General features: G+C 73.8%; 24 protein-coding genes. 16 read left to right on the forward strand and 8 right to left on the reverse strand.

The window, feature by feature from the left end; translation table 11 throughout:
- Window positions 1–10: 10 nt before the first annotated feature.
- Window positions 11–985: a DMT family transporter gene (locus ACIG3E_RS27635; protein ID WP_399621785.1), complete on the reverse strand. Its 975-nt coding sequence runs from the start codon at window positions 983–985 to the stop codon at window positions 11–13.
- Window positions 986–1,296: 311 nt separating this feature from the next.
- Here ACIG3E_RS27635 and ACIG3E_RS27640 point away from each other — a divergent pair, with 311 nt between their 5' ends.
- The 8 genes from ACIG3E_RS27640 to ACIG3E_RS27675 all read left to right on the forward strand — a co-directional run bounded on the left by ACIG3E_RS27640 (window position 1,297) and on the right by ACIG3E_RS27675 (window position 7,976).
- A complete protein-coding gene (locus ACIG3E_RS27640; RefSeq protein WP_399621788.1) occupies window positions 1,297–1,659 on the forward strand; it encodes a DUF6086 family protein in 363 nt (120 codons plus the stop codon).
- Between the two features lie 142 nt (window positions 1,660–1,801).
- Window positions 1,802–2,275 carry a carboxymuconolactone decarboxylase family protein gene (locus ACIG3E_RS27645; protein WP_399621791.1) on the forward strand — a complete coding sequence of 158 codons (474 nt, stop codon included), beginning with the start codon at window positions 1,802–1,804 and terminating at the stop codon, window positions 2,273–2,275.
- 189 nt (window positions 2,276–2,464) lie between these two features.
- A complete protein-coding gene (locus ACIG3E_RS27650; RefSeq protein ID WP_399621794.1) occupies window positions 2,465–2,899 on the forward strand; it encodes a cupin domain-containing protein in 435 nt (144 codons plus the stop codon).
- A gap of 397 nt (window positions 2,900–3,296) precedes the next feature.
- Window positions 3,297–3,407 (forward strand): keywimysin-related RiPP, encoded by a 111-nt coding sequence (locus ACIG3E_RS27655; protein WP_399621796.1) that lies wholly within the window; start codon window positions 3,297–3,299, stop codon window positions 3,405–3,407.
- Between the two features lie 136 nt (window positions 3,408–3,543).
- Complete coding sequence (locus tag ACIG3E_RS27660) at window positions 3,544–5,418, forward strand: lasso peptide isopeptide bond-forming cyclase (protein WP_399621799.1); 1,875 nt, start codon at window positions 3,544–3,546, stop codon at window positions 5,416–5,418.
- Between the two features lie 67 nt (window positions 5,419–5,485).
- Entirely contained in the window at window positions 5,486–5,758 is a 273-nt protein-coding gene (locus ACIG3E_RS27665) for a lasso peptide biosynthesis PqqD family chaperone (RefSeq protein ID WP_399621801.1), read from the forward strand.
- Entirely contained in the window at window positions 5,755–6,171 is a 417-nt protein-coding gene (locus ACIG3E_RS27670) for a lasso peptide biosynthesis B2 protein (RefSeq protein ID WP_399621803.1), read from the forward strand. Before ACIG3E_RS27665 ends, ACIG3E_RS27670 begins: the two co-directional genes overlap by 4 nt.
- A 5-nt stretch (window positions 6,172–6,176) precedes the next feature.
- Window positions 6,177–7,976, forward strand: a complete 1,800-nt coding sequence (locus ACIG3E_RS27675; protein WP_399621805.1) for an ABC transporter ATP-binding protein — start codon at window positions 6,177–6,179, stop codon at window positions 7,974–7,976.
- Here ACIG3E_RS27675 and gap read toward each other — a convergent pair.
- Window positions 7,933–8,943 carry a type I glyceraldehyde-3-phosphate dehydrogenase gene (gene gap, locus ACIG3E_RS27680; protein ID WP_399621808.1) on the reverse strand — a complete coding sequence of 337 codons (1,011 nt, stop codon included), beginning with the start codon at window positions 8,941–8,943 and terminating at the stop codon, window positions 7,933–7,935. The genes ACIG3E_RS27675 and gap overlap by 44 nt on opposite strands.
- 170 nt (window positions 8,944–9,113) lie before the next feature.
- Here gap and ACIG3E_RS27685 point away from each other — a divergent pair, with 170 nt between their 5' ends.
- Complete coding sequence (locus tag ACIG3E_RS27685) at window positions 9,114–9,611, forward strand: MarR family winged helix-turn-helix transcriptional regulator (RefSeq protein ID WP_399621811.1); 498 nt, start codon at window positions 9,114–9,116, stop codon at window positions 9,609–9,611.
- Window positions 9,612–9,665: 54 nt separating this feature from the next.
- On the opposite strand, the gene ACIG3E_RS27690 is transcribed toward ACIG3E_RS27685, so the two are convergent.
- The gene (locus ACIG3E_RS27690) at window positions 9,666–10,802 is read right to left on the reverse strand and encodes a PQQ-dependent sugar dehydrogenase (protein ID WP_399621813.1); all 1,137 of its coding nucleotides are present in this window, start codon (window positions 10,800–10,802) and stop codon (window positions 9,666–9,668) included.
- 235 nt (window positions 10,803–11,037) lie between these two features.
- A complete protein-coding gene (locus ACIG3E_RS27695; protein ID WP_399621816.1) occupies window positions 11,038–11,799 on the reverse strand; it encodes a maleylpyruvate isomerase family mycothiol-dependent enzyme in 762 nt (253 codons plus the stop codon).
- Between the two features lie 64 nt (window positions 11,800–11,863).
- Between ACIG3E_RS27695 and ACIG3E_RS27700 the strand changes: the two genes are divergently transcribed.
- Complete coding sequence (locus ACIG3E_RS27700; protein WP_399621818.1) at window positions 11,864–12,784, forward strand: MerR family transcriptional regulator; 921 nt, start codon at window positions 11,864–11,866, stop codon at window positions 12,782–12,784.
- Window positions 12,785–12,828: 44 nt separating this feature from the next.
- Here the strand turns inward: ACIG3E_RS27700 and ACIG3E_RS27705 are convergent, their stop codons facing one another.
- Both ACIG3E_RS27705 and ACIG3E_RS27710 read right to left on the reverse strand, forming a co-directional pair.
- Complete coding sequence (locus ACIG3E_RS27705; protein WP_399621821.1) at window positions 12,829–13,737, reverse strand: amidohydrolase family protein; 909 nt, start codon at window positions 13,735–13,737, stop codon at window positions 12,829–12,831.
- Between the two features lie 196 nt (window positions 13,738–13,933).
- Window positions 13,934–14,737 carry an alpha/beta fold hydrolase gene (locus ACIG3E_RS27710; protein ID WP_399621823.1) on the reverse strand — a complete coding sequence of 268 codons (804 nt, stop codon included), beginning with the start codon at window positions 14,735–14,737 and terminating at the stop codon, window positions 13,934–13,936.
- A 136-nt stretch (window positions 14,738–14,873) separates the two neighbouring features.
- On the opposite strand from ACIG3E_RS27710, the gene ACIG3E_RS27715 reads away from it, so the two are divergent.
- Both ACIG3E_RS27715 and ACIG3E_RS27720 read left to right on the forward strand, forming a co-directional pair.
- Window positions 14,874–15,482: a TetR/AcrR family transcriptional regulator gene (locus tag ACIG3E_RS27715; protein WP_399621825.1), complete on the forward strand. Its 609-nt coding sequence runs from the start codon at window positions 14,874–14,876 to the stop codon at window positions 15,480–15,482.
- A 150-nt stretch (window positions 15,483–15,632) separates the two neighbouring features.
- Window positions 15,633–18,272 carry an AfsR/SARP family transcriptional regulator gene (locus ACIG3E_RS27720; RefSeq protein WP_399621829.1) on the forward strand — a complete coding sequence of 880 codons (2,640 nt, stop codon included), beginning with the start codon at window positions 15,633–15,635 and terminating at the stop codon, window positions 18,270–18,272.
- Here the strand turns inward: ACIG3E_RS27720 and ACIG3E_RS27725 are convergent.
- Window positions 18,269–18,472 (reverse strand): hypothetical protein, encoded by a 204-nt coding sequence (locus ACIG3E_RS27725; protein ID WP_399621832.1) that lies wholly within the window; start codon window positions 18,470–18,472, stop codon window positions 18,269–18,271. The two genes, ACIG3E_RS27720 and ACIG3E_RS27725, sit on opposite strands and share 4 nt — an antisense overlap.
- 113 nt (window positions 18,473–18,585) lie before the next feature.
- Window positions 18,586–20,037 carry a DUF4334 domain-containing protein gene (locus ACIG3E_RS27730; RefSeq protein ID WP_399621835.1) on the reverse strand — a complete coding sequence of 484 codons (1,452 nt, stop codon included), beginning with the start codon at window positions 20,035–20,037 and terminating at the stop codon, window positions 18,586–18,588.
- Between the two features lie 611 nt (window positions 20,038–20,648).
- Here ACIG3E_RS27730 and ACIG3E_RS27735 point away from each other — a divergent pair.
- The 4 genes from ACIG3E_RS27735 to ACIG3E_RS27750 all read left to right on the forward strand — a co-directional run bounded on the left by ACIG3E_RS27735 (window position 20,649) and on the right by ACIG3E_RS27750 (window position 24,779).
- Window positions 20,649–22,151, forward strand: coding sequence for a prenyltransferase/squalene oxidase repeat-containing protein (locus tag ACIG3E_RS27735; protein ID WP_399621838.1), 1,503 nt, complete (start codon window positions 20,649–20,651; stop codon window positions 22,149–22,151).
- 1 nt (window position 22,152) lies between these two features.
- Window positions 22,153–23,511, forward strand: a complete 1,359-nt coding sequence (locus tag ACIG3E_RS27740) for a cytochrome P450 (RefSeq protein WP_399621841.1) — start codon at window positions 22,153–22,155, stop codon at window positions 23,509–23,511.
- A 32-nt stretch (window positions 23,512–23,543) separates the two neighbouring features.
- Window positions 23,544–24,329 carry an SDR family NAD(P)-dependent oxidoreductase gene (locus tag ACIG3E_RS27745; RefSeq protein ID WP_399621844.1) on the forward strand — a complete coding sequence of 262 codons (786 nt, stop codon included), beginning with the start codon at window positions 23,544–23,546 and terminating at the stop codon, window positions 24,327–24,329.
- A 150-nt stretch (window positions 24,330–24,479) separates the two neighbouring features.
- Window positions 24,480–24,779 carry a twin-arginine translocation signal domain-containing protein gene (locus tag ACIG3E_RS27750; RefSeq protein WP_399621846.1) on the forward strand — a complete coding sequence of 100 codons (300 nt, stop codon included), beginning with the start codon at window positions 24,480–24,482 and terminating at the stop codon, window positions 24,777–24,779.
- Window positions 24,780–24,799: the final 20 nt, after the last annotated feature.

Below are 24,799 nucleotides of genomic sequence, written 5' to 3' on the forward strand. Positions count from 1 at the left end.
CCGGCCGGGCTCAGCCCCCTCGCGGGCGGCTGGGCCCGGCATGGCCCCGCCTGCGCGCCGCCCGCACGGCGTCCGCCGAGGCCAGTGTGGCACCACCGGCGATCAGCACGCTGGCGGCGGCGACGGGCCAGCTCGCGTCCGCGCGGCCGGTGGCGACGAGGAGGGCGGTGGACAGCAGCGGAGCGAAGTACGAGAAGGTGCCGAGGAGTTGGATGTCGCCGTGCTTGGTGCCGTGGTCCCAGACGTAGAAGGCGCCGCCGACCGGGCCGAGGCCGAGGGCCAGCACGGCGAGCCACTGCCAGCCGTCGGGCCGGACCGTGTCCTCGAACACCAGGTGGCAGACGGCCGCGAGGGCCGCCGTGGCCAGGCAGAAGAAGGCGACCATGTCCGTGGGGACCTGCGGATACCGGCGGTTGGCGACCGAGTACGCCGACCACACCACCGCGCAGACGGCGGCCGCGGTGTACCCGAGCAGGTACTCGCCCCGCAGGTGCACTCCCTCGCCGCCGGTGACGAGCAGGAAGGTGCCGCCGAGCCCGAGCACCGCGCCCGCCGTGTGCCACCAGCGCAGCCGCTCGCCGGGCAGGGCCGCGGAGAACACGACGATGAGCAGCGGCCACAGATAGGCGATGAGTCCCGCGTCGACCGCGGGGGCGTTGCGCAGGGCCAGGAAGTAGAAGAAGTGGTAGCCGAACAGGCCGCCGATGCCGAGCGCCCAGGCGCCGCCGGGCAGCCCGCGGGCGAGCGCCGCGCCGCCGCGGACGGCCCGGGGCAGCCCGAGGAGCCCGCCGACCAGGAAGGCCATGGCGGTGAGCTGGAACGGCGGGATCCGCCCGGTCAGCGTGGTGACCAGGGCCAGGGACGCCCACAGCAGGACGGCCACCGCCCCGATCCCGGTGGCCCGCAGCTGACGCGTCGACTGCGACGCGACCGCGGGCCCGTGCCCCGACGCGATGACGTCGGCTCGTGTGTTCCGCGCGTCCACCAGTCCTCCAGTCCCCCGTGCCCGGTAACGGCGCGTCCTCGTACAGCTACCGGGAAATGCTACTGACGCGACGAACGGCACCCGCACATTCCGGACAGCCGCGGGGAGTTCCGGCGCGGGGCGCGCACCCCTGCGATCGACGACCGGCTCCTCGCGGTGAGACGACCGCACACTACTGACAGTGACGGCTTGGCCGTGAGGATGTGGCTTTCCGGGGCGAAGTTCCGAGGTTTGATCACGCTGGGTCGCGGTACGTCGTACGATCTTGGCCGTTGATCCCGCTGCCTGCCACCCGATCCGAAAGGCCCCAGGTGAGCCAGTACTTCGAGATGGGCGACGAGACGCTGTGGAACCCCTCCGGCGGAGCGGCGCGGCTGTTCCTGCGCCAGGTGGAGGTCTTCGAGGCGGAGCTCGGCGTGCCCTCCGGCGTCGGCCCGATGGAGAACGACGAGTCACACATCGACCCCGATGTGTTCGGCGACTTCGTCAACGCCTTGGTGGCCCACCACCGCAGAACCCATCACGCCGTCGTCCTCGCCCTGACGGACGGGTTCCTCGCCACGGTGCTCGCCCTGGCCGAACGGGCCGGTGTCGCGGCGGAGTGGGAGGACGAGGAGTGGTCGGCCCGACTGCGGGAGCGGGCGCGCGAACTCGACCGGTACATGGCGCGTTGAGCCCGCCGCGGGCGGGCGCCCTCCGCGCCCTTCCATGGACCGCGCCGCGTGTGGCGCAGGTCACCCACCTCGCCCTGTCACAACTGACCGGGTCAGTCCGGTCAGTACTGGTGAACCACCACTACGGCGAGGAGAGCACACCATGGACGCACGCCTGAACTACTTCGGCAACGCAGTCGGGGCCAAGGTCCTCAAGCACATCAACTCGGCGAGCAAGGTGGTGTCGGACTCCGCTCTCCCGCGCGCGACGCAGGAACTGGTGAAGATCCGCGCGAGCCAGATCAACGGCTGTGGGTTCTGCACCGACATGCACACCACCGACGCGGCCCACGCGGGTGAGACCGCCCGGCGGCTCAACCTGGTGGCCACCTGGCGGGAGGCCACGGTCTTCACCGAGGCCGAGCGCGCCGCGCTGGAGCTCACGGAGCAGGGCACCCGCACGGCGGACGCGGCGGGCGGCGTCAGCGACGAGGCCTGGGCGAACGCGGCCAAGCACTTCGACGAGGACCAACTGGCCGCGCTGATCTCCCTGATCGCCCTCATCAACGCGTACAACCGCATCAACGTCATCAACCAGCAGCCCGCCGGGAGCTACAAGCCCGGCCAGTTCGGCTGAGACGCCCGCCTCCGCGGAGCCGCCCTTCCCCGCGGGCGGCTCCGCGCGGGGGACGCGGCGCCAGTGGCGCTCATCCGGTGCGCGGTTCGGCGGACTCAAGTACCCCAGGGGCACCACACTGTTGACCACCGTCCGCCCGGTGTCCGCCGGGTGGACGCCTGTCCATCACACCACCCTGGAGGGACCGTCATGCGCCATCTGTCACGGCTCGGAGCGATCGGCGCCGTCCTCGTCGCTCTCGCGTTTCCCGCGGGCGCGGCCCACGCGACCCCCGGCGGACCCGGCGTCGTCGGCAAGGTCATCGCCCGGACCACCGTCGGCGACCGGGACTACATCCTGCGCGAGGTCACCATCCCGCCCGGTCAGGCCACGGGATGGCACTACCACGACGGCACGCTGTACGCCCGCGTCAAGCAGGGAACCCTCAGCCACTTCGACGCCACCTGCGCCTCCAGCGGGGTGCATCCCGAGGGCAGCACCCTCCAGGAGCCTCCGGGCGCCGACCACGTGCACCTCGGCCAGAACCGCGGCACCACCGACCTCGTGCTCCAGGTCCTCTACGTACTGCCGCACGGCGCGCCCTTCTCCCAGGACGCGCCCAACCCGGGCTGCGACTTCGAGTAACGACAGGGCCCTGTCGGTGTTTTCCGCACCTCCGCCACCGGCAGTGCCCACGCGGGAGCGCACTCCGGCGGCTCAGGGCGCACGTCCGGCGGAGTGCAACCCGGCACCCTGCGCGACCCATTGTGATGATGTGACCCTCTCCCTAACGTAGGGCACCGGAAATTCGGGACAGGAATTCACGGAGCCCGGCACACTTCTCCGGTGGCGTGAGATCCGCGCGGACCGGAGGAAACGGATCCGGAATTCCTGAATCTCTGCATTTACCTGACGCGCAGGAGGGCATGCGGCGCTTCGGAGGAAATGCACAGGCACCGCTCAATTCCCTTCAGAATTTCCATGGCAGGTGACCTGCGGCACGTACGTCCCCGAAAACGAGCGAGCAGGAGGGAAGAATCTCATGCGCACCTACGAACGCCCCACACTGGCCAAGGCCGGTGGCTTCCGCAAGGTGACCGGCGCGGGAAGCAGGGGTCCGAAGGACCTTCTCGGTCGCAAGCAGCTCCTCTGATCTGATCCGGTCGGCGCCGTAGTCGGCCCGACGCCGGGTGGTGGCTCCTGGCCGCCACCCGGCCCTTCCGCCCCCGCTCATCCGTCGCACGGACCGTCGCCCACCGGTGGCCGTGCGGCCCCAAGAGGGGTATGCCGTGGACTCGTTGTTCTCCCTCCGGGCGGCGCCCGCCTGGTTCCTCGTCCTGCCCGACACCGACGCCGCGGCCCCCGTCGCACGCGCCGCCCTCCCCCACACCACGCGCCGGCTGCACCACCCCTCCGGACGGCCGTGGCTGATCGGCCGCTGGGCCCCGTCCACCGCGACGTGCGGGGGCCGGGGCCGGGCGCGGATCGTGGTCATCGGTGACCACGCCGTGTCGCCCGGGGAGGCGGACCGCGCGGCGGCCGTGGCGGAATCCCCCGGCGCGCTCGACCGCCGCGCCGCCGCCTGGCCGGGCAGCTTCCACCTGGTGAGCTCCGTCGCCGGACAGGTACGCGTGCGGTGCGGCGCCATCGGCGTACGGCGCGTTTACCACGCGAGGACCGGTGCCGCGGGCGACGCGGTGACGCTCGCCTGCGACCGCGCCGACGTCCTGGCGGACCTGATCGGGGCGCCGCTCGACGAGCGGCGCCTCGCGGTGGAGCTGCTCACCCTCGACATGCTGCACCCGCTGTCCGGGCAGCCCCTGTGGCGCGGAGTGCACACGGTCGCGGGCGGCCACAGCCTGACGCTGCCCCCCGGCGGAGCGGCCCGCGAGACCCGTTGGTGGTCCCCGCCCGAGGGCGAGGTGCCCCTCGCCGTGGGGGCCGCCGCCCTGCGGGACGCGCTCAGCGCCGCCGTGCGCGTGCGTACCCGCGGCCGCGACCTGGTGACGGCCGACCTGGGAGGCCTCGACTCCACCGCCGTGTGCTGCACCGCCGTCCGCTCCGGGACGCCCGTCGTGGCCTACACCGTGGCCCAGCACGACGCACTCGGCGACGACGTGCACTGGGCCCGGCGCACCATCGACGCCCTCGCCGCCGTGGCGGCCGTCGACGGGGGCGGCCCCGTCGAGCACCACGTCGTATCCGCCGACGCGGTGCCGATGACGTACGACGGCCTGGACGCGCTCGACGACGTCCTGGACGGCCCCAGCCCGATCACCGTGGACCGCAACCGGCGCATGTGCCTGCTTGAGCTGGCCGCCGCACGCGGGTCCCGGCTGCATCTGAGCGGCCTCGGCGGGGACGAACTCCTCGCCGGGACCCCCGCCCGGCTGCACGCCCTGCTGCCCGGGCATCCGGCCGCCGCGCTGCGCCAGCTGCGCGGCTACACCGCGAAGTACCGCTGGCCCCGGCACCGGGTGCTGCGCGCCCTGTGCGACCGGCGCGGCTACGGCTCCTGGCTGCGCCGCGTCGCCGACCACCTCACCGACCCGCCGCCCGCCGTGGACGAACCGCTGCTCGACTGGGCCGTGCCACCGCGCATGCCGCCCTGGGCGACGCCCGACGCGGTCGCGGCCGTACGCGAACTCCTCCGCGACCGGGCGCCGTCGGCCCGGCCGCTCGGCCGCGGACACGGCGAGCACCGCGAACTGGCCGCGATGGCCTCCTTGTCCCGGACCGCCCGCTACATCGACCAGATCTCCGCTGCCCACGGCGTGACCTTCGCCGCGCCCTACTACGACGACCAGGTCGTCGAGGCCTGCCTGGCGGTGGCGCCGCGGGAACGCATCACGCCCTGGCGCTACAAGCCGCTGATCGTGGAGGCGATGCGCGGCACCGTGCCCGAAGCCGTGCGCACCCGCGCCACCAAGGCCAACGCCACCTTCGAGGAGGAGGCCGGTCTGCGGGCGCACCGGGCCGGTCTCCTCGCGCTGTGCGACCAGTCCCACCTGGCCCGGCTCGGGCTCATCGACGCGCGGGCCCTGCGCGCCTGGTGTGCCCGGCCGCTGTCGGCGGAGCTGGAGAGCGACCTGCTGCACCCGACCGTGGCCTGCGAGGTGTGGCTGCGCTCCCGGCGGACGGCGCCCGCCCCCGCCGGTCCCTGACCGTCCGGCGCACCGCCCGTACGACCACCACCGCTCGCGGTTCATCCGCACGCCCGAGGAGTGAGACATGGCGCTCGCACTGCGGCCCACCGTCCTGCTGACCGAGACCGAGTACGGCGCCGCGCTGCTCGACCAGCGCAGCGGCGACTACTGGACCCTCAACCCCACCGCCGCCTGCGTCCTGCGCTGCCTCGTCCAGGGCCGCTCCACCGACGACGCGGTCCGGGCCCTGACCGGGGAGTACGACGTGACCGCCGAAACCGCCGAGCAGGACGTCGCCCGCATCGTCGACGAGCTGCGTTCGGCGCGGCTTGTGAGTCTGGAGGGCGACGACGCATGACCCTGTCCGAAGCGGTTCCCCACGACCCGCGCTCCGTCCCGCTGCCCGGTCGGCTCGCCACCCGGTGCGCGGTGGCGCTGGCCCATCTGCTGGCCGCCCAGCCGCCCGGCCGCATCCGCTCGCTGCTGACCCTGCTGCGCCGCGGCGCCCGGCCCGCGACGGCCGCCGAGGCCGAGGCGGCGCGCACCACGGTGGTCACCGTCAGCCTCTCCTGCGCGGGCCAGAAGGGCTGTCTGGCGCGGTCGTTGGCCACGGTCCTGCTGTGCCGGACGCGCGGCCAGTGGCCCACGTGGTGCGTGGGGGTGCGCACCCGCCCGCCGTTCGCGGCGCACGCCTGGGTGGAGGCCGAGGGCGTCCTCGTGGGCGAGGGCTGCCCCCGCGACTACTTCCAGCGCTTCTTCACCGTGGAGTAGACGGCGTGCCCCCGCGCCCCGACGCACCGGCGGCGCCCGCGGGCAGCGGCCGCCGGGCCCTGCTGCGCACGCTGCGCCCCCAGCGGGCCGCCCTCGCCACCGGCACCGCGCTCAACCTCGTGGGCGGCGGGCTCGCGCTGCTCCAGCCGCTGGCGGCCAAGTGGCTGGTGGACGGGCTCGCGCAGGGCCGCTCCACGGCCGGGCCGCTGGCGCTCCTCGGCGTGCTCGTGCTGTGCGGCGCGCTCGTCGTCGGCGTGGGCTACTACGTCCTCGAACGCGGCGCCGAAGCCGTCCTGTGCGGCACGCGCCAACGCCTGACGGACCGTCTGCTGCGGCTGCGCGTACCGGAGTGGGAGCGTCACGAGCCGGGCGAACTGATCGCCCGGGCCACGTCCGACACGACGCTGCTGCGCCAGATCGCCGTCGAGGGAACGGTCGCCGCCGTCACCGGAACCGTCCTCACCTTCGCCACCCTCGTCCTGATGGGCCTGCTCGACCTCGTGCTGCTCGGCGTCACGCTGCTGGTGATCGCCCTGGTCGGGCTCGCGGTCGGCGCGGTGGCCCCCCGCATCGGTCGCGCCACCCGCCGGACCCAGGAGGCCGTCGGCGCCCTGGGGTCCGGGCTCGAACGCGCCCTGGGGGCCTTCCGTACGGTGAAGGCCGCGGGCACCGAGCAGCAGGAGAGCCACCGGCTGCGCGCGGTGGCGGAGCGCGCGCGGCGGACCGGGGTCAGCGCCGCGGTCTGGCAGTCCACGGCGGCCACCGCCTCCGCCCTGGCCGTCCAGCTGTCGTTCCTGGTCGTGCTGGGGGTCGGCGGCGCACGGGTGGCCTCCGGTGCCGTCCCGGTCGCGTCGCTGGTCGCCTTCCTGCTGTACCTCTTCTCGCTGGCCCCGCGCGTCGGTCAACTGGCCGAGGCCGTGGGCCAGTTCCAGATGGGCGCGGCGGCGGCCGCGCGCATCCACGAGGTCGAGTCGATGGCCACCGAGGCCGTGGACGCCCGCCCCGGCGCCACCGTGCCGCCCCGGGCGGGGGCGGGGCCCGCGACTGTGGCCTTCGACCGGGTGTGCTTCGCCTACCGCGACGGCGGGGCCGCCGCCCACCACCAGGTGTCGTTCACCGTGCCCGCCGGTGGCACGACGGCCTTCGTCGGACCGTCCGGAGCGGGCAAGACCACCGTCTTCTCCCTGATCGAGCGCTTCCACGACCCCGACAGCGGGCAGGTCCTCGTCGACGGCGTCGACGCCCGCCACTGGCAGCTGGCGCGGTTGCGCACGGCCATCGGGTACGTCGAGCAGGACTCCCCCGTCCTCGCCGGAACCCTGCGCGACAACCTGGTCTACGGCGTCCCGTGCCCCACCGGCGCCCAGGTGGACGACGTGGTGCGCCGCACCCGCCTCGACGCCCTGGTGCGGCGGCTCCCCCACGGCCTCGACACCCCCGTCGGGCACCGCGGGGGCCGGCTCTCCGGCGGTGAGCGGCAGCGGGTGGCCATCGCGCGCGCCCTGCTGCGCAAGCCCCGGCTGCTGCTCCTGGACGAGGCCACCTCGCAGCTCGACGCCGCCAACGAGGCCGCGCTGCGCGACGCCGTGGCCGAGGCGGCCCGCACCACGACCGTCCTGGTGGTCGCCCACCGGCTTTCCACCGTCGCCGCCGCGGACCGGATCGTCGTCATGGAGGAGGGCCGGGTCCGCGCGGTGGGCACCCACCCCGAACTCCTGGCGGGCGACGCCCTCTACCGGCGGCTGGCCGCCACGCAGTTCCTCACGCGGGAAGGGAGCCGCCCACAAGCAGCGCCAGGTCGATGAGCCGGTTCGAGTACCCCCACTCGTTGTCGTACCAGCCGACGACCTTCACCTGCGGGCCGACGACACGGGTGAGTTCGGCGTCGAAGACGCACGAGGCGGGGTCGCCGACGATGTCGGTGCTCACGAGCGGGGCCTCGGTGTAGCGCAGCAGCCCCTTGTACGCGCCCGCCGCGGCCTCCGCGTACGCCGCCTTGACCTCCTCCGCCGTGGTGCGGCGGGTGGTGGTGACCGTCAGGTCGGTGACCGAGCCGTTGGGCACGGGCACGCGGAGCGCGAACGCGTCGAGGCGGCCGCGGAGTTCGGGCAGGACGAGGCCGATGGCCTGGGCGGCGCCGCTGGAGGTCGGCACGACGTTGAGGGCGGCGGCTCGGGCGCGGCGCAGGTCCTTGTGCGGGGCGTCCTGGAGGTTCTGGTCCTGCGTGTAGGCGTGGACGGTCGTCATCATGCCGGTCTCGATGCCGACGGCCTCGTGCAGCACCTTGGCGAGGACGCCGAGGCAGTTGGTGGTGCACGAGGCGTTGGAGATGATCGTGTGGCGCAGCGGGTCGTACGCGTCGTCGTTCACGCCGAGCACGACCGTGACATCCTCGCCGCTGGCAGGGGCCGCGATGATGACCTTCTTGGCGCCGCCGTCGACGTGTGCGCGCGCCCTGGCGGCGTCGGTGAAGACGCCGGTGGACTCGATGACGACGTCCACACCGAGGTCGCCCCAGGGCAGCGCGGCCGGGTCGCGTTCGGCCAGCACCCGGACGGTGGTGTCCGCGGCGCGGATCACGCCGGGCTCCGCCGTCACCTCGCCGGGGAAGCGGCCGAGCAGGGAGTCGTGGGCGAGCAGATGGGCCATGGTGGCCACGTCGCCGAGGTCGTTGACCGCGACGATCTCCAGGTCCTCGCCGCGGGCCGCCGCCGCGCGGAAGACGTTGCGGCCGATCCGGCCGAAGCCGTTGACGCCGATGCGGACAGTCATGGTCTCTCCTTGGTCGTCCTTGCGCGGGGCGCTCCCGCGCGGCACGCCGAGCCGTGGCGTGCCGCGCGGGCGCGTGCCGAAGTGGCGGGCACGCCCCGCCACACGCTCCGCGAGGCAGCCACCACGAACAGCATAAGCCGCTTATATAAGAGACGCGATATATTTTGGCCGTGGACCACAACGCGCATGCCGACACCGCGCGGGGCAGCGCCGCCCCGCACACCCCCGACCTGGACGTGGACGCCTTCACCGCGGCCCTTGAGGACTTCAATCGCTTCTACATCCGGCTGCCCACCCTGGAGAAGCACCCCTTCACGACCCTGTCGGTGCTCGACACCCTGGCCTTCGGCGGCAGCCCCCGGCGACTGACCGAGCTGACGCGGACCGAGCAGCTCACCCAGCCCGCCATCACCCAGCTGGTCACCCGCCTGGAGCGCGACGGCCTGGTCGAGCGCCGACCCGACCCGAGCGACGGGCGCGCCGTCCTCGTCCACATCACCGAGGCGGGCCGACGCATCGGCCGCTCCCGCCACGACGACCGCACCCGGCACCTGGCCCCGCTCGTCGAGCGGCTCGCCCCGGAGGACCGCCAGGCGCTGGCCGCGGCACTGCCCGCGCTGACCCGCCTGGCGGCACTCGGGAGGGCCGGGGAGCACCGGCCCGGCTAGCCCCGTCGACCGCCGGGGCGCTCGCCTACGCGCCGCGCGCGCCCGGGGCCGACGTCACGCCGGGTCGATGCGGTGGATGCTGCCGCCGAGGTCGAGCACGTAGAGCTCGCCCTGGCGGCTCTGCACGAACGAGACGACCTCGCCGCCGTTGACGCCGAGGTCGCTCGTGCCGGTCACCTTGCCGTTCTCGATCTTCAGGGTGCGCAGGGTGCCGTCGCAGTAGTCGCTGTAGACGTACTGCCCCCGCAGGGCCGCAACGGCCCGGCCCCGGTAGACGAATCCGCCGGTCACCGAGCAGCCGAGGCCGTTGCGGTCGTACTCGTGGACCGGCGGGACGTGGTTCGCGGGCTCCGTGCCGCCGCGGAACGGGTGGGTGCCCTCCATCCGCGACCAGCCGTAGTTCTCGCCGCCCTTGCTCCTGGCCGGGGCCCAGTCGATCTCCTCCCAGGCGCTCTGGCCGACGTCACCGATCAGCAGGTCGCCCGTGCCCGCGTCGAAGGAGAACCGCCAGGGGTTGCGCAGCCCGTACGACCAGATCTCGTCCCTCGCCTTCGGGTCGTCGACGAACGGGTTGTCGCGCGGGATCGCGTACGGCTTGCCGCCCCTCGGGTCGATCCGCAGCAGCTTGCCGAGGAGGGTGTCGAGGTTCTGCCCGTTGCCGTGCGGGTCGCCGCCCGCGCCGCCGTCGCCGAAGGCGATGTAGAGGTAGCCGTCCGGGCCGAACTTGATGTCGCCGCCGTTGTGGTTCGCGTACGGCTGCGTCTGGGTGAGGACGGTGCGCCGCGTGTCCGGCCGGATCTTGCCGTGCCGTACGGCGAACTCGTCCACGACGCTGGTGCCTTCGAGGTTCGTGAACGAGATGTAGAAGTGCGCGAACCTCTTGTCGAACGCGATGCCCAGCAGGCCGCGCTCACCGTCGGTGGTGGTCTCCTTCGAGATGTCGAGGACGGGCTTGCCGAGGCCCTTGGCGTCCAGGGGCCTGACGGTGCCCGCGCGTTCGGCTATCCAGACCGTGCCGCCCGGTCCCGGGGTTCCGGCGACGGGGTTCTGGGCGGTGGCCACCTTCGTGAGCGCGACCTTCGCCGCCCGCGGCGGGGCGACGCGCTCGTCGGCGGAGGCCGTGGTCAGGGCGAGGGAGGCGACGAGGCAGAGGGCGCCGACGATCGCCGAGCTTCTGGTGCGTACGTTCACCGTGATCCTCCTGGAGGCGGCGAAGGGGGAGGTCACCCGGCTGCTTGGGGCAGATCTGGGGGTGTCGCCCGTGCCAGCACGCAACCTGGGTGGGGGGATGGTGTGCTACTGGCCACGGATGAGGGTACTGGGATCGACGTGATTGGTGTAGACTAAGACCCCCTCCTTCTCGCCCTTTCAACGAAATCCCTCCCCGCTCAAGGGACTTCCGCCCTTGGAGCGCCTGCCTGAGAGGTCACAGCGCCGAGTGGGTCAGCCAGTGGTCCAGTAGCGCGTGGTCGCCCGTCACCGTCACGCGGGCGTCCTCCGGCGGGATCCGGCGGTTCACCAGCAGCAGGAGGTCCGCCAGGGCGCCCGAGACCTCCGTGTCGGCGTCGGCGGGGCCGCGCCGCCAGCGCACCCCGCCGGGCGTGCGGGTGATCACCCAGCCCGCTCCGGACGGCGGCCGGAGTCCGATGCGTTCGCCGTGGCCGCGCAGTTCGGCGACGGCGGGCCTGAGCGTCTCCCACGCCGGTGCGGCAAGGAGCTCCAGGTGTTCGCTGAGCACCTCGGCGGCGAGGTCGTCGGCGACCTCGAACGCGGTGCCCGTCGCGTGCGCGGCGTCGTAGTGGTGGACGCAGGTGTCGCTGAGCATCCTGCGCAGCCAGGAGACCGCGGGCCGGGGCCCCAGGAACGTCTGCACCACGGTGTCCGCGCCGGTCTCCTGGAGCGCCTGGATCACGTCCTCGGCGCCCTCGCGCAGCCACCCGGCCCAGTCGTCGGGACTGCCGGGATCGGCCTCCCACGGGTCGGGGACCGGCAGCTGTGCACCCTTGCGCACCAGTTCGGCCGCCCACCGGTGCTCCTGGCCGACATGCCCGACGAGGGTGCGCAGCGGCCACTGCGGGCAGGTCGGCACCCGCGTGTCCTGGGGCTTTCCCGCGACCGCGCGGACGAACCCTCCGGTCTGCTCCCGCAGGCCCGCCACGAGCCGTGCGGTGTGCAGCGTCGACGACATCACGAAATCTCCTCTCATGCGGCTACGCCGGTACGGTAGGAGCTCCAGTCCAGTGGAGGTTCAAGTGCCTTTACTCGATGGCACGCTCGGCATCGGCGACCTGGCACGACGGACCGGCGTGCCGGTGCGGACCGTTCGCTTCTACTGCGACGAGGGCATCGTCGACTCGGTGCGCAGCACGGGCGGTCACCGCAGGTTCGACCCGTCGGCGGTCGAGCGGCTCCATCTGGTCCGAAGGCTGCGCGGGCTCGGCCTCGGCCTGCCGTCCATCAGGAACGTGCTCGTCGGCGAGCGCTCCGTGGCGGAGGTCGTCGCCGCCGAGCGGGCCGCCCTCGACGTACAGCTCGCTGACCTGGCCTGGCGACGGGCCTCGCTGCGCGCGGTCGAGGAGGCCGAACCGGCCGACCGGGCCGCTCGCCTCGAACTGCTCGCCGCCGTGGCGGGCGGGGGCGCGGCCCGCGACGCGCTGATCGACTTCTGGAAGCGCACGAGGGTCGCCCCGGTGTCCGAGGCGACGCTCTCCGCCTTCGTGACGATGGCGGTGCCGGAGCCGCCCGCGGACCCGACGCCGCCGCAGGTCGTCGCGTTCGCCGAGCTGGTCGCCCTGACCGGGGACCGGGTGCTGACCCGCGGCCTGCTGGCCATGGCCCGGGCCAACGCCGAACTCATCGCCGACGAGGACGAGTTGATCCACGGCATCCGCGAGGCGTGCGCCCTCGCCAAGCCCCGGGTGCAGGCGGGCGAGGCACCCCGCGTGGGCCCCGAGCTCGACCGCTTCGTCGCCGTGCACGCGTCGGTGCGCGGCACCACCGACACCCCTCAGTTCCGGCGCCGCCTCCTGTCCGACGTGGCCGCCGACCACGACCGCGGCATGCGCCGCTACTGGCACCTGGTCGCCGAGGCCAGCGGCGACCCCGTCACCTTCGGCGCGTCCCATCTGTGGCTGACGGACTCCCTCGCCCTGTGCGTGAAGGCCCAGGGCTGACGTCCGCTGTTCGCCAGCCCCCCGGGGGGGGGGAGGCTGGCGGCTCAGAGCTGGTAGAGGCGCTGAGCCGTGTCGTGGAAGAGTTTCGTCTGACTCTCCGGCGCGTACCGGGCGGCGACGCGCCGGAAGAGGCCGTAGATGTCGTCGAACGACATCTGGATGCTGCCGACGGGAAAGTCGCTGGCGAACATCGCGCGGTCGGCGCCGAACGCGTGGACGATGGTGTCGATGACGAAGGCGAACGACTCGTCGGTCGGGGCCGGGTCGTAGGTGCCCAGGGCGGAGATCTTGATCGCCACGTTGTCCGCCGCGGCGAGTTGGGCGATGCTGTCCTGCCACGCGGCCAGTGCGACGGAGTCGCGTTCCACGGGACTGGCGGCGTGATCGACCACCATCGTGACGTCCGGGAAGGTACGAGCGAGGTCGGCGACCTGGTCGGCCTGCCAGGGGAACATCAGGAATTCCACGAGCAATCCGCGTTCGCGTGCCTGCTCGACGCCCGCACGCCAGCCGGGATCGCGGGTGAGGAACTGGTCGGTGACCCAGGACCGCGCGGGGTTGGGATGCCAGCCGATGGTCTGGCGGACTCCGACGACGCGGTCGAAGGCGGCCTGGGCTGACAGCGTCCGCTCCGTGGACGGAGTCCCGAAGGGACAGGCGGCCACGTAGCGCCGGGCGATGCCTCGATGCTTGGGCAGGGTCTCCAGCCATCGCGTCTCGTTGACGGGGTCGTCGGCGGGGTCCCAGAGCGCCTCCACATGGACGCTCGCCACGACGTTCTGCTCTGCGGCGTCGGCCAGGTAGTCGTTGACCAGGTAGTCGTGGTGGAGCTTGTCGATACCGGGCAGGACGCCGCAGTCCGCCGGGGACAGCCACGGGTGGATGTCGGCGGCGAAGTCCCACAGGTGCATGTGCGGGTCGATGACGGGTCCGTCATAGCCGATGGGCGACATGGACTCCTCCGAGCGTCGAGTGGCGGAGCGGCCGAGACCCCGAGCTGTTGGCAACACGCCGTCGGCATGGTGATTCCGCTCAACACACCGACCACGCAAGCTTCGTCGGTTCCGCATTCTGCCAGCCTCGACGTGCCGGACGCCGTCGTCGATCAGCCGCCGGATTCCGTTCCGCACCCAGGGGTCCCGTGCGGGCTCACGCCCGCTCCCCGCCGTCGAAGAAGCCGGTCAGTACGGGAGCGAGGAGGTCCGGGGCGATGGCGTGCTCCTGGCCGGGGAAGACGTGCAGGACGAAGTTGTCCGCCAGCGCGGCGAGTTCCCGCGCCCCGCTCAGCATCTGTGGTGCGCCCGCGTCCCCGCTGCCGACGAGGACGGGCACGGTCACGGACCGCCAGCGGTCGGCGGGCAGCGGACGGCCGGACATGGTGTCGCCCATGATCTGGCCGTCGTAGGGCAGGGTGCGGGCGGTGGCCTCCATGCCGCCCCAGAAGGGGGCCTGGCGCATTCCGGCGACGGCATCGGCGGGCAGGCCCACGGCCGCGGTCATGAAGTAGGCCACGGCGTCGCCGTACGCCCCCTGCCGCACGAGGTCCGTCAGGTGGGCGACGTAGTCGGCGGGCAGCGGCGGACGGCTGTCGTCGGTGATGAACGGCGGTTCGTACACGGCGAGGCGCGAGACGGCGCTGCCCCGCGCCGCGGCCTCGAGCGCCAGTACGGCACCGGAGGACATGCCGAAGACCATCGCCTCGCCGCCCACGCGCCCGATCAGCGCGTCCAAGTCCTCGACCTCACGCTGCACGTCGTACTCCGGGCTGTCCCCGCTGTCACCGCGTCCCCGGCGGTCGTACGTGACCACGGTGAAGCGCTCGGCCAGCAGACCGGCGAGCGCGGCGGAGTCGCCGCGCGTCATGAACGCGCCGCCGACGAGCACGACGGCGGGGCCCGAGCCCTGCTGCTCGTAGGCGATGGCCGTGCCGTCGGCGGAGAACACCTTGTCCATGAGAGACCCCCAAAAAATCTGTGCGGTACGCAGGGCCGGAAGCCCCGCGTTTAGTACTGGACCGTACAGTACTCACGCGAGTACTGGTCAGTCCAGTACCCTTCCGGGAGGCAGGCCTCAGGAGAAGGAGTCGATGATGGACAGCCGTTCAGCACGCAAGCACGAGGCGATCCGGGAGGCCGCGACCAGCGTCTTCCTGGACAAGGGGTACGCGGGAACGAGCATGGACGACATCGCGAAACTGGCCGCGGTGTCCAAGCAGACCGTCTACAAGCACTTCTCCGACAAGGAGAAGCTCTTCGCCGACATCGTCCTGGCCACCACCGACCGGCTCGACACCACCATCGACCTGCTGGCCGACCTCCCGACCGACGACGCCGGTCTGGAAGAGAGCCTCACCCGGCTCGCCCGTCAGTTCCTGACCGCCCTCACCGACCCCCGGGTGATCCAGCTGCGGCGCCTGATCATCGCCAACGCCGACGTCTTCCCCGATCTGGGCAGCAAGTGGTACGAGCGGGGCTTCGAACGAGGACTCGCCACGCTGGCGGCGACCTTCCAGCGCCTGTCCGACCAGGGGCTGCTCCGCGTCGACGACCCGCTCCTGGCCGCGAACCACTTCTCCGGCCTGCTGCTGTGGATCCCGGTGAACCAGGCCATGTTCACCGGCGGCGCCCGGCACACCGAGGCCGACCTCGACCGCTACGCCGCCGCCGGCACCCGGGTGTTCCTCGCCGCCTACCGCTGATCACCGCACCCCGACAGTCGAAGCCCGCCACTGCTCGACCGGCCTCCGGGGCCGGTCCCGTGCCCCGGAGGCAACATGACTTAGAGTCAACGCCGGGAGCCCCACTCATCACCGAGCGGGGCGTGGGAACAGCTCGGCGAGGAACACCAGGTGCACGACCGGCAGGGCGGACTCTCCTTTCGGCTGCTCGGGCCCGTGGACGGCCGGGCCGGTGACGAGCCGATCGCTGTGGGATCGCCGCAGCAGCAGGCCGTCCTCGCCATGCTGCTGCTGGCCGAGGGCCGGGCCGTCTCCATGACGGAGCTGATCGACGGCATGTGGGGCGAGGAGCCGCCGCGTACCGGGCGCCGCACGGTCCTCACCTACGTCTCGCGGCTGCGGGCCGCGCTCGAACCCGGTCGGCAGGCCCGTGAGAGCGGTCAGGTCCTCCTGTCCGTGCCCGGGGGATACGCGCTGCGGGCCGAGGGCGTCGAGGTCGACTCCGTCCGGTTCGAGCGGGAGGCGGCCGACCGGAGCGGCAGCGTCCACGCCCGCCACGACCGGCTGGCCGCGGCCTTGGGCCGGTGGCGCGGAGCCGCGCTCGCGGGCGTGCCCGGCCCCTGGGCGCGGCGCGAGCGGGACCGTCTGGAGGAGCTGCGGTCCACGGCGCGCGAGGAGCGCTTCGGCCACGCCCTCAACCTCGGCCTGCACGCGCGGGCCGTGCCGGAACTCCAGGCCATGGTGGCCGAGTTCCCGCTGCGCGAGCGCCTGAGCGAACTGCTCATGCTCGCCCTCTACCGCTGCGGGCGCCAGGCCGAGGCCCTGGCCGTCCACCGTGCCGTGCGGCAGGCCCTGCGTACCGAACTGGGAGTCGCGCCCTCCGCCTCGCTCACGGACCTCCAGCAGCGGATCCTCACGGCCGACCCGGGCCTGATGGGGCCCGCGGGGCAGGGCCGGGCCGGTGGCCGGGTGGACTCCGCCGCACCACCGGCCGCCGCGGCGGCGCCGGTCCGGCCGCTCCCCCAGCAGCTCCCGGCGGGCATCGCCGACTTCACCGGCCGCGACGCCACGGTCGACGCGATCCGCGGCGTCCTGGCGCGCGGCGGGGCGGGCCAGGAACACGCGGTCACGGTGTGCACGGTCAGCGGCACGGCGGGCGTGGGCAAGACCACCGTCGCCGTCCACGTCGCGCACGCCCTGGGCGAGGAGTTCCCCGACGGACGGCTCCACGTGGATCTCGGCGCGGGCAGCACCCCCGCCGACCCCGCCAGCGTCCTCGCGGACTTCCTGGCGGCCCTGGGCACCCCGTCCGACCGGATCCCGCTGGGCCTCGAACAGCGGGCCGCGCTCTACCGCACCCTCCTCGCGGACCGGCGCGTGCTGCTCGTCCTCGACAACGCCCTGGACGCCGAGCAGATCCGGCCCCTGCTGCCGGGCACGGCGGGCTGCGCCGTCCTGGTGACCGGCCGCTCCCGCGACCTGGCGCTCCCGGGCGCGCACCGCTTCGACCTCGACGTACCGCCCGAGTCCGAGGCGCTTGCGCTGCTCGCCGCGATCGTCGGCCCCGCGCGGGTGGCCGCCGAACCGGAGGCCGCGCGGGCCCTCGTGGAGGCCTGCGGGCGGCTGCCGCTCGCCGTGCGCATCGCGGCGTCCCGGCTCGACGGCCGCCCGGGCCGCAGCATCGCCTCGCTCGAACGGCGCCTCCAGGACGAGCGGGCCCGGCTCGACGAACTGCGCGTCGGAGGCCTGGCCGTGACGTCGGCGTTCCACCTCGGCTACGGGGCGCTGTCCCCCGACGCCGCCCGCGCCTTCAGGCTGCTCGCCCTGTCCGACGCGCCGGACCTCCCGCTGGCCGTGGCGGCCGCGCTCCTGGACACGGACGAACGCACCGCGGAACACCTCGCCGAGACGCTCGTGGACGCGGGCATGCTCGAGTCGCACACCCCGGACCGCTACCGCTTCCACGACCTGCTGCGGCTCTACGCCCGCCACGGCACCGGGCACACGGACCGTCCCGAGGAGCACGAGGCGGCGCTCGTGCGCGTGGCGGAGCTGCTGATCGCCACCGCGCTGCGGGCCGCGCGGGCCGTCGTGCCCGCCGAGACCCCGCGCGCCTGGCTGCGGCCCGTGCGGCACTCCGGCGTGGCCTTCGCGGGGGCCGAAGAGGTGCGGGAGTGGTTCGGCGCCGAACACGCCCTGCTCACCGCCACGGTCAACCAGCTGCTCCCCTGGGGTCCGCAGGCCCTGCGCACGGGTGTCGAGCTGCTCGGTATCGTCGCGGTCAGCGGGCACTTCATGGGCCGCGCCCACTACCTGGAGATCAGCGGGATCGCGGGGGCCGCCGCCGAGCGGGCCCACGCGCACGGGGACCCGGAGTACCGGGCCCGTGCCCTGCACACCCGCGCCTGGCTCTCCTTCCTCGCGGCACGGCACGAGGCGGCGGAGGCCGATCTGCGCACGGCGCTCGCCTGCGCCGCCGAGACGGACGACGCCCTGCGCCACCACATGTCGGGCATCCTCCTGTCCCTGGTGCTCTGGGCGACGGACCGGCCCGAGGAGGCCGAGCGCACCATGCACGAGGCGGCAGGGTTCGCGGGCGACCTCCAGGACCCGGACAGCCCCGCGGCCGTCGCCCAGTACGTGGCACGCCTGTACACGGCGCTCGGCTCCCGGCAGCCCGACGTCACGGTCATGACGCCGCTGATGCGCACCGCGGACGCCACGGGCGAGTCCCTCACCACCACGGAAGGCCTGCAACGTCTGGGCACCCTGCTGCGCCGCCCGGCGCCGGACGGCGCACAAGGGTCCTAGCGGCGCGCCCGCGCCTTGCCGAGCTCTCCGTAGACCGCGAGCGCGGCCCCGACCACGAACAGCACGGCGTACCCGGCCGTGGGCACGTCCCACCACTTCTGGATGAGGCCCCAGGAGTCCCCTCCGAAGACCCGGCCCAGGAACCCGAGGGCGCCCTGGATGCCGACGACCCAACCCACGATGGCGATGATGTCCTTCATGCCTTCAGCGTCGCCCGCGCCCAGGTCGGGGACATCGTCCGCCGGTCGGACCTGCCGGTAGGCCGAAGGATGCACACCGGCGCCCCCGCGGGCGGGACCGACGGTCCCGATGGCTACCCGGCCTCGCCGGGCGGCTCCGACGTCGGCGCCGGTACGCGGGTGAGGTGGAAGTAGAAGTCCTCGGGCGCCCCCTTCTTGTCCATGAGGCCGAGGAGCACGTCGTCGGTGAGCCGCCGGAAGTGGTCGACGATGGGCAGCTGGTCATAGACCATCGCCGTGGACTGCTTGCCGCGGTGGACGACCTCATGGAGCCTCGCGAGGCCCAGTTCCTCGTACGAGTAGACGGTTCCGTCCTCGTCGCGGCAGAGCAGCGGCTCGACGTGATCGGCGTCGACGAACCGCTTGCCGTACCACCGCATCTTGGCGAGCAGCGCGGCGTTCTCGCTGGTGTGCTCGAAGCCGCCGCCCTGCCAGGTGCCGACGAGGAGTTCGGGGCCGACCGGTTCGAGCCGGTCGAAGAACTCCGCGAGACGTGTGGTGTCGCACTCCTTGCCGGACGCGATGACGTCCAGAAGTTCCTCTTCCGGGCGCTGGATGCTCATGGGCTGGACCTCCCTCGGCCGGGGGCCGGACGGTGTGTGCCGGATGTCCGTGGCGCGGCCCGGCAGCGGGGCGCCGGCGCCGGGCCGTACGGGGTCGGAGTGGTGGTACATCCGCGCGTGCCAGAGCACGGCCCTCTCCAGGGCCACCGCGGAACCGTACCCGGCCGAGCTGAGCGGGGCCAGGGTGCGCCGACAGCTTTCCAGCGCCTTCCCGGCACGGTCGTACGCCTCCTGCTCGCTCATGCCGAGGGCCAGCGCGTCGACCTTTCCCTCGGCCCTTTCCCGCTGGTGGCCACGGAGGTCGTTGAGCAGGCGGATCGCGAGGGCGCCCTCGCGCAGCGCGCTCCGCAGGACCGGGAGCCGCCGTGGCAGGTCCGGCTCGTCCAGGAGCGTCCATACGGCGGTGACCTGCTGTTCGACGCCGATGGTCCAGGTGCCGTACCGCAGGTAGTCGGCCAGCCGGGGTGCGGGTCCGGCCGCCGTCCGGGCCGCCGTGCTCTCGTGCCGCATGCCGATGAGTGTCTGATGCATGCTTTCCCGCCAGAGGGCGAGGAGTTCGGGGCGGGCGTCGCGGTGCAGATCCCCGGTGATCTCCGCCAGGGCGCGGGCCACCGGATCGGCCTCGCGGCCGCCGTTGCCGTGCTCCTCCAAGACGCCGTGCCAGGACAGGACGCGGTCGGCGGTCCCGCCCGGTCCCCCGTGGTCCGGCGCGTCCAGGACGTTGTCGATCGCCATCAGCCAGACCATGAGCCGGGAGATCCGATAGCACGATTCCGAAGTCAGCCAGGGCGTCATGAACGCCGTCTGAAGGCACATCAGCGGAACGAGCGCGGGGTCCACGGGTAGCCCGAGCCCTTTGAGCCAGATCTCCAGGCGCGGCATGTTCCGCAGCGCGGTGGAGCATGTGTCCGCTATGGAGACGATCTCCGAGGGAGGGTGGCCGGTCGGTAATGAGGTGTCCACGTCGTTCAGGCTACGTACGCGCGGGGCGTGGGGGCCACGTCGATGAGCCGAGCCGCTGCGCCTTGCGGCTGACCCGTACGTCCCGCCGCCGCGGATCCGGCGCGGGCGGCGGAATCGCGAGAGATTGAGGCCCGATGTCGACAGAATGTCCGTTACAGCCCTTATCTGACGCGGAGTTGTCGCGCTTGTCGCCCGCGGATACGTCGCCCGCGCCGGGCGAGCCGCCGCCGTCCACCTCGCCACCACCGTCACCCCCGCCACCGCCGTCGGACTCCACCCTCACGCCGGAGGCCTCGCTCCGGCCGGACACGCCGTCCGTACCTGACGCCTCGCACCCCTCAGACGCACCCGCTGCTCCCAGCGCCCCACACCCCCTCCGCAGGACACCCACACCGAACGCCTCGCCCCCACCGGGCACCTCGCCGAGGCCGAAGACCTCGCTCCCGCCGCACGCGTCGCCTGCGCCCAATGAACCGCTTCCGCCAGACACGTCCGCCACGCCGGACGTCTCGCCCCCGCCAGGCACCTCATCGAGGCCAGACGCCTCGCCTTCGCCACACGCGGCGCGCGCACCCAAAGGCTGGCCCCTGCCACCCGCCCTCGCCGCGGGTGTGGACCGTGCGCTCGGCCTCGCTACTCGGCATGTCCTCGCCGCTCAGTGGCCCGACGGCTCGTGGTCGTCCCTGCCGGGGCCGCGTATCACCGAGACCGCGCTGTGCACGCTGGCCCTGGCCCGTTCGCCGTACCCCGGTGCCGACCGGGCGGCCGGGCGGGGGCGGGCCTGGCTCGCGGGTGGGGCCGTGCCGCAGGATCACCATCCGGTGGCCCACGCGGTGGAGGCGGCGCTGCTGTCGCTGGCCCTGGGCACCGGCGGTCCCATAGACGTGAGCCACCCCTCCTTCGCGGACCGGGCGCTGTCGGCCCGTGCCCGGCTGATCCAGGCCATCGCCCTGCACGCGGGCCGGGCGACGCGCGGCGGCACCAGGCCCGCCGCGCTGCGCGCCCTCCTGGCCTCCACCCTCGCCGCCCCGGGGCGCCTCAAGCGCTGGACCCGGGTGGAACTCTGGGCCGCCCACGCCCTGGTGGAGGCGGTTCACGGCAACCGACCGGCCGCGCGGCGCGCCGCCCGGGTGATCGCCGCCGAGCAGTCACCGGCGGGCGACTTCTTCGCCAACCCGGTCACCACCGCTCTCGCGGCGCTCGCGCTCCAGGCCGCCGCGCCCGACACGGCCGCCGCCCGCGCCGCCGCCCGGCACCTGATCACCAGCCAACACCCCGACGGAACCTGGCGCTTCGCCACCAGCGACGTCTGGGACACCACGCTGACCGTGCGGACCTTTCGCGGCGCGGCGGCCTTCGACCGCCAGGGCCTTCCGGCCGCCGTCGCGTTCCTGGTCGAGGCGCAGAACCCGGACGGCGGCTGGCCGTACCGCTCGGGCGTCGAGTCCGACAACGACACCACCGCGGCCGCCCTGATCGCGCTGGGCGGCGCGAGCGGCGTGCCCGGCACGACCGTCGGGGCCGGGCTGCGGCACTTGGCCGGGCAGCAGACGCCCGACGGGCTGTGGCGGACCTGGCAGTCCGCCGGGGATCCTCCCGTGGACGACGTGATCGCCCATGTCGTCACCGCGCTCGACCGCCACCGGGGCCGTCACCGTACGCGGTCGGCCGCCGCGCGCCGCTGGCTCGCCGAGCGCCTCCGCACCCGGGGGCGCTGGCACGCCGGGTGGTACCGGGGCCTGCCGTACGCGACCGCCGAGGTCCTGCCCGCCGTCGACGGCGCGGCTCCCGAGGCCGGTCACCCCGCCGCCCGGGCGCTGGCCGAGACCCGCAACCCCGACGGCGGCTGGCCCGTCGAGGCGGGCGGCCCCAGCGCCCCCGCGGCCACCGGCCTCGCGCTCGCGGCCCTGGAACGCGGCGGCCTCCTGGCCGCCGACTACTGGGCCGAGGGGCTCGCCTACCTCCTGGAGACCCAGCGCGCCGACGGCACCTGGCCCGGCGTACCGCTCATGTACGGGCCCCGGCCGCTCCTCACCCACTTCCCCACACACACCCACGCGTTCGCCGCGGACGGCCTGTTCGCCGGGAAGCGACGCCTGGCGGAGGGCGGCTGACATGCGGCCCGGCACCCGGCCCGCGAGCGTCGAGGCCCCCGTCGTGCCCGGCAGGCGGCCGCTGACCGGGCACGCCGCACGGTTCCGCGGTGACGCGCTGCGGTTCGTACGCGAGCTGCCGCGGTACGGGCCGGTGTCGAAGATCTACATCGGCCCGCGCCCGGTCCATGTCGTCTCCTCGCCGGACCTGGTCCGGGAGTTGCTGACGTCGCAGGCCCGCTCCTTCGACAAGGGCGCGATGTTCGACGCGCTGCGCGTGCCGCTCGGCGACGGCCTGATCACCGCCGCGGGCGACCGCCACCTGTGCCACCGCCGCCTGCTGCAGCCTGCCTTCCACCACGCCCGGATCGCCCGCTACGCCGACGTCATGGCCGAGCGCTGCCTGGCCCGGGCCGCGGCCTGGAAGCCCGGGACCACGCTCGACCTGGTACCGGAGATCGACCGACTCACCCTCGACATCCTGCTGCGCACCCTCTTCGCGGCGCCTCAGGACCCCGCCCTGCACACCGCCGTCAAGGACTGGCTGTCCGTCAAGTACCACGCGATGCGCCTGGCCCTGTCCCCGCTGCACGCCTGGGCCGAGCGCCTCCCGCTCCTTCCGGCATGGCGGCCTCCGGACGACGGGCCGCTGCGCCGCCTCGTCGCCGTCCAGCACCGCGTCGTCGACGCCTACCGCGCCACCGGCCACGACCGCGGCGACCTGCTGTCGATGCTGCTGCTCACCGGCGGCCCGGACGGCACCCTGACCGACGCCGAGGTGACCGACGAGCTCATCACCCTCTTCCTCGCCGGTACCGGCACCGTCAGCGCCTCCTTGGCCTGGACGCTGTACGAGGTCTCCCGTCGGCCCGACGTCCAGCGGCGCCTCCACGACGAGCTGGACACCGCGCTCGCCGGGCGCCCCTGCGCCTTCGACGACCTGCCCGCCCTGGTCTACACCCGGCAGGTGCTGACCGAAGCCCTGCGGCTGCATCCGCCGTCGTGGCTGCTGATGCGGCGCGCGGTGCGGCCGGTGGCCCTCGGTGGGGTACGGCTCCCGCCGGGCGCCGAGGTCTTCTTCAGCCCGTACGGCCTGCACCGTGACCCTCAGGTGTACGAGGACCCCGACCGCTTCGCTCCCGACCGCTGGCCGGGCCGGGCCGCCGCGAAGGCTCCACGCCACACCTACCTCCCCTTCGGCGCGGGTAGTCGGCTGTGCCTCGGCGAGGACTTCGCCTGGACCGAACTGACCCTGGCCCTGGCCGCGTTCACGGCCCACCGGCGTCTGACCCCGGCCGGTGCCACCCCCGTACGTCCCTTGGCCGGAACGGTCCTGCGCCCCGACCGCCTGCCGCTCACGGCCCACGCCCGCCCGTCCTGACCCACCCCGTACGCCCCGGTGAGGAGCCACCCATGACAACGCACGCACAGCCGCCGGCCGACGCGGGCCCGGGGCCCGCCCGGCTGCGCGACCGGGTCGCCCTGGTGACCGGCGGCGCCTCCGGGATCGGCGCCGCGTGCGCGACGCGGTTCGCCGCGGAGGGAGCCGTCGTGGTGGTCGCGGACCTCGACGAGGAGGGCGCGCGGCGGGTGGCCGGGCAGATCGCCGCGGCCGGTGGCACCGCCCTGCCCCGCCGCGTCGACGTCACCGACCCCGACAGCGTCGGCCTCGTCGTCACGGAAGCCACCGGCCTGCGCGGGGGCCTGCGCGTCGCGGTCAACAGCGCCGGTGTCATGGGCCCGCTCGACCCGCTGGCCGACCTCTCGCCCGCCGACTTCGACACCGTGATGAAGGTGAACCTCTACGGCGTCTTCCACGCCCTGCGCTGCCAGCTCCCCGCGATGGCGCCGGGGGGCGTCATCGTCAACCTCGCCTCGATCGCGGCGCATTCGGGCTTCCGGGGCCACGCCGCGTACGCCGCCGCCAAGCAGGGCGTCCTCGCCCTCACCCGGACCGCGGCCCGCGAGTACGCCGATCGGGGGCTCCGCGTCCTGTCCGTGTCACCGGGCGTCGTCGACACGCCCCTGCTCGCGGAGCTGCCGCCCCCCACCGTCGACGGCCTCGTCGGCTCCCTCCCCCTGCGCCGCACCGCCCACCCGGCCGAGGTGGCCGCCCTCGTCGCGTTCCTGGTGTCCGACGACGCCTCGTACGTCACGGGCAGCGACCACGTCGTCGACGGCGGCTATCTGGCCAAATAACCAGACCTGACGGCCGTGACCAGGGCCGCCTTGCCGCCCGTCCCGCTGAGCGGGACGGAGGCTGGGCTCCACCGGCGCCTCTCGGCATAGTCGGTGTGCCCGCGCCCGCGGAGGGGCGGGTTGACGGAGTTCACAAGCCGAGGGGGAACGATGAGGGAGTCAGAGACACACGCGTTACCCAGCCGCCGCCAGGTGCTGCGCGTGGGCGCGGCAGCCGCGGCGGCGGCCGGAGTACCGACGATCGCCGCACCGGGCGCCCACGCGTCGGAGGCAGCCGCGCGCGGGAGGGACGGCGTGCCCGACGGCACGACGTTCATGGCGTGTAAGGGCGTCACGGGCGACGAGCAGATCTGGTGGAGCAGGCTCGTGGGCAATACGTGGTCGGCTCCGCAGCACGTGGTGGGCGCCCTTTCCTCCTTCCGCCCGGCACTGGCCACGATCGGCAGCTGACGGCCGTGTGCTTCCGGCAG

Origin of the sequence: Streptomyces sp. NPDC053474 (assembly GCF_044544845.1) — a bacterium.
In the GTDB taxonomy this organism is placed as follows: domain Bacteria; phylum Actinomycetota; class Actinomycetes; order Streptomycetales; family Streptomycetaceae; genus Streptomyces.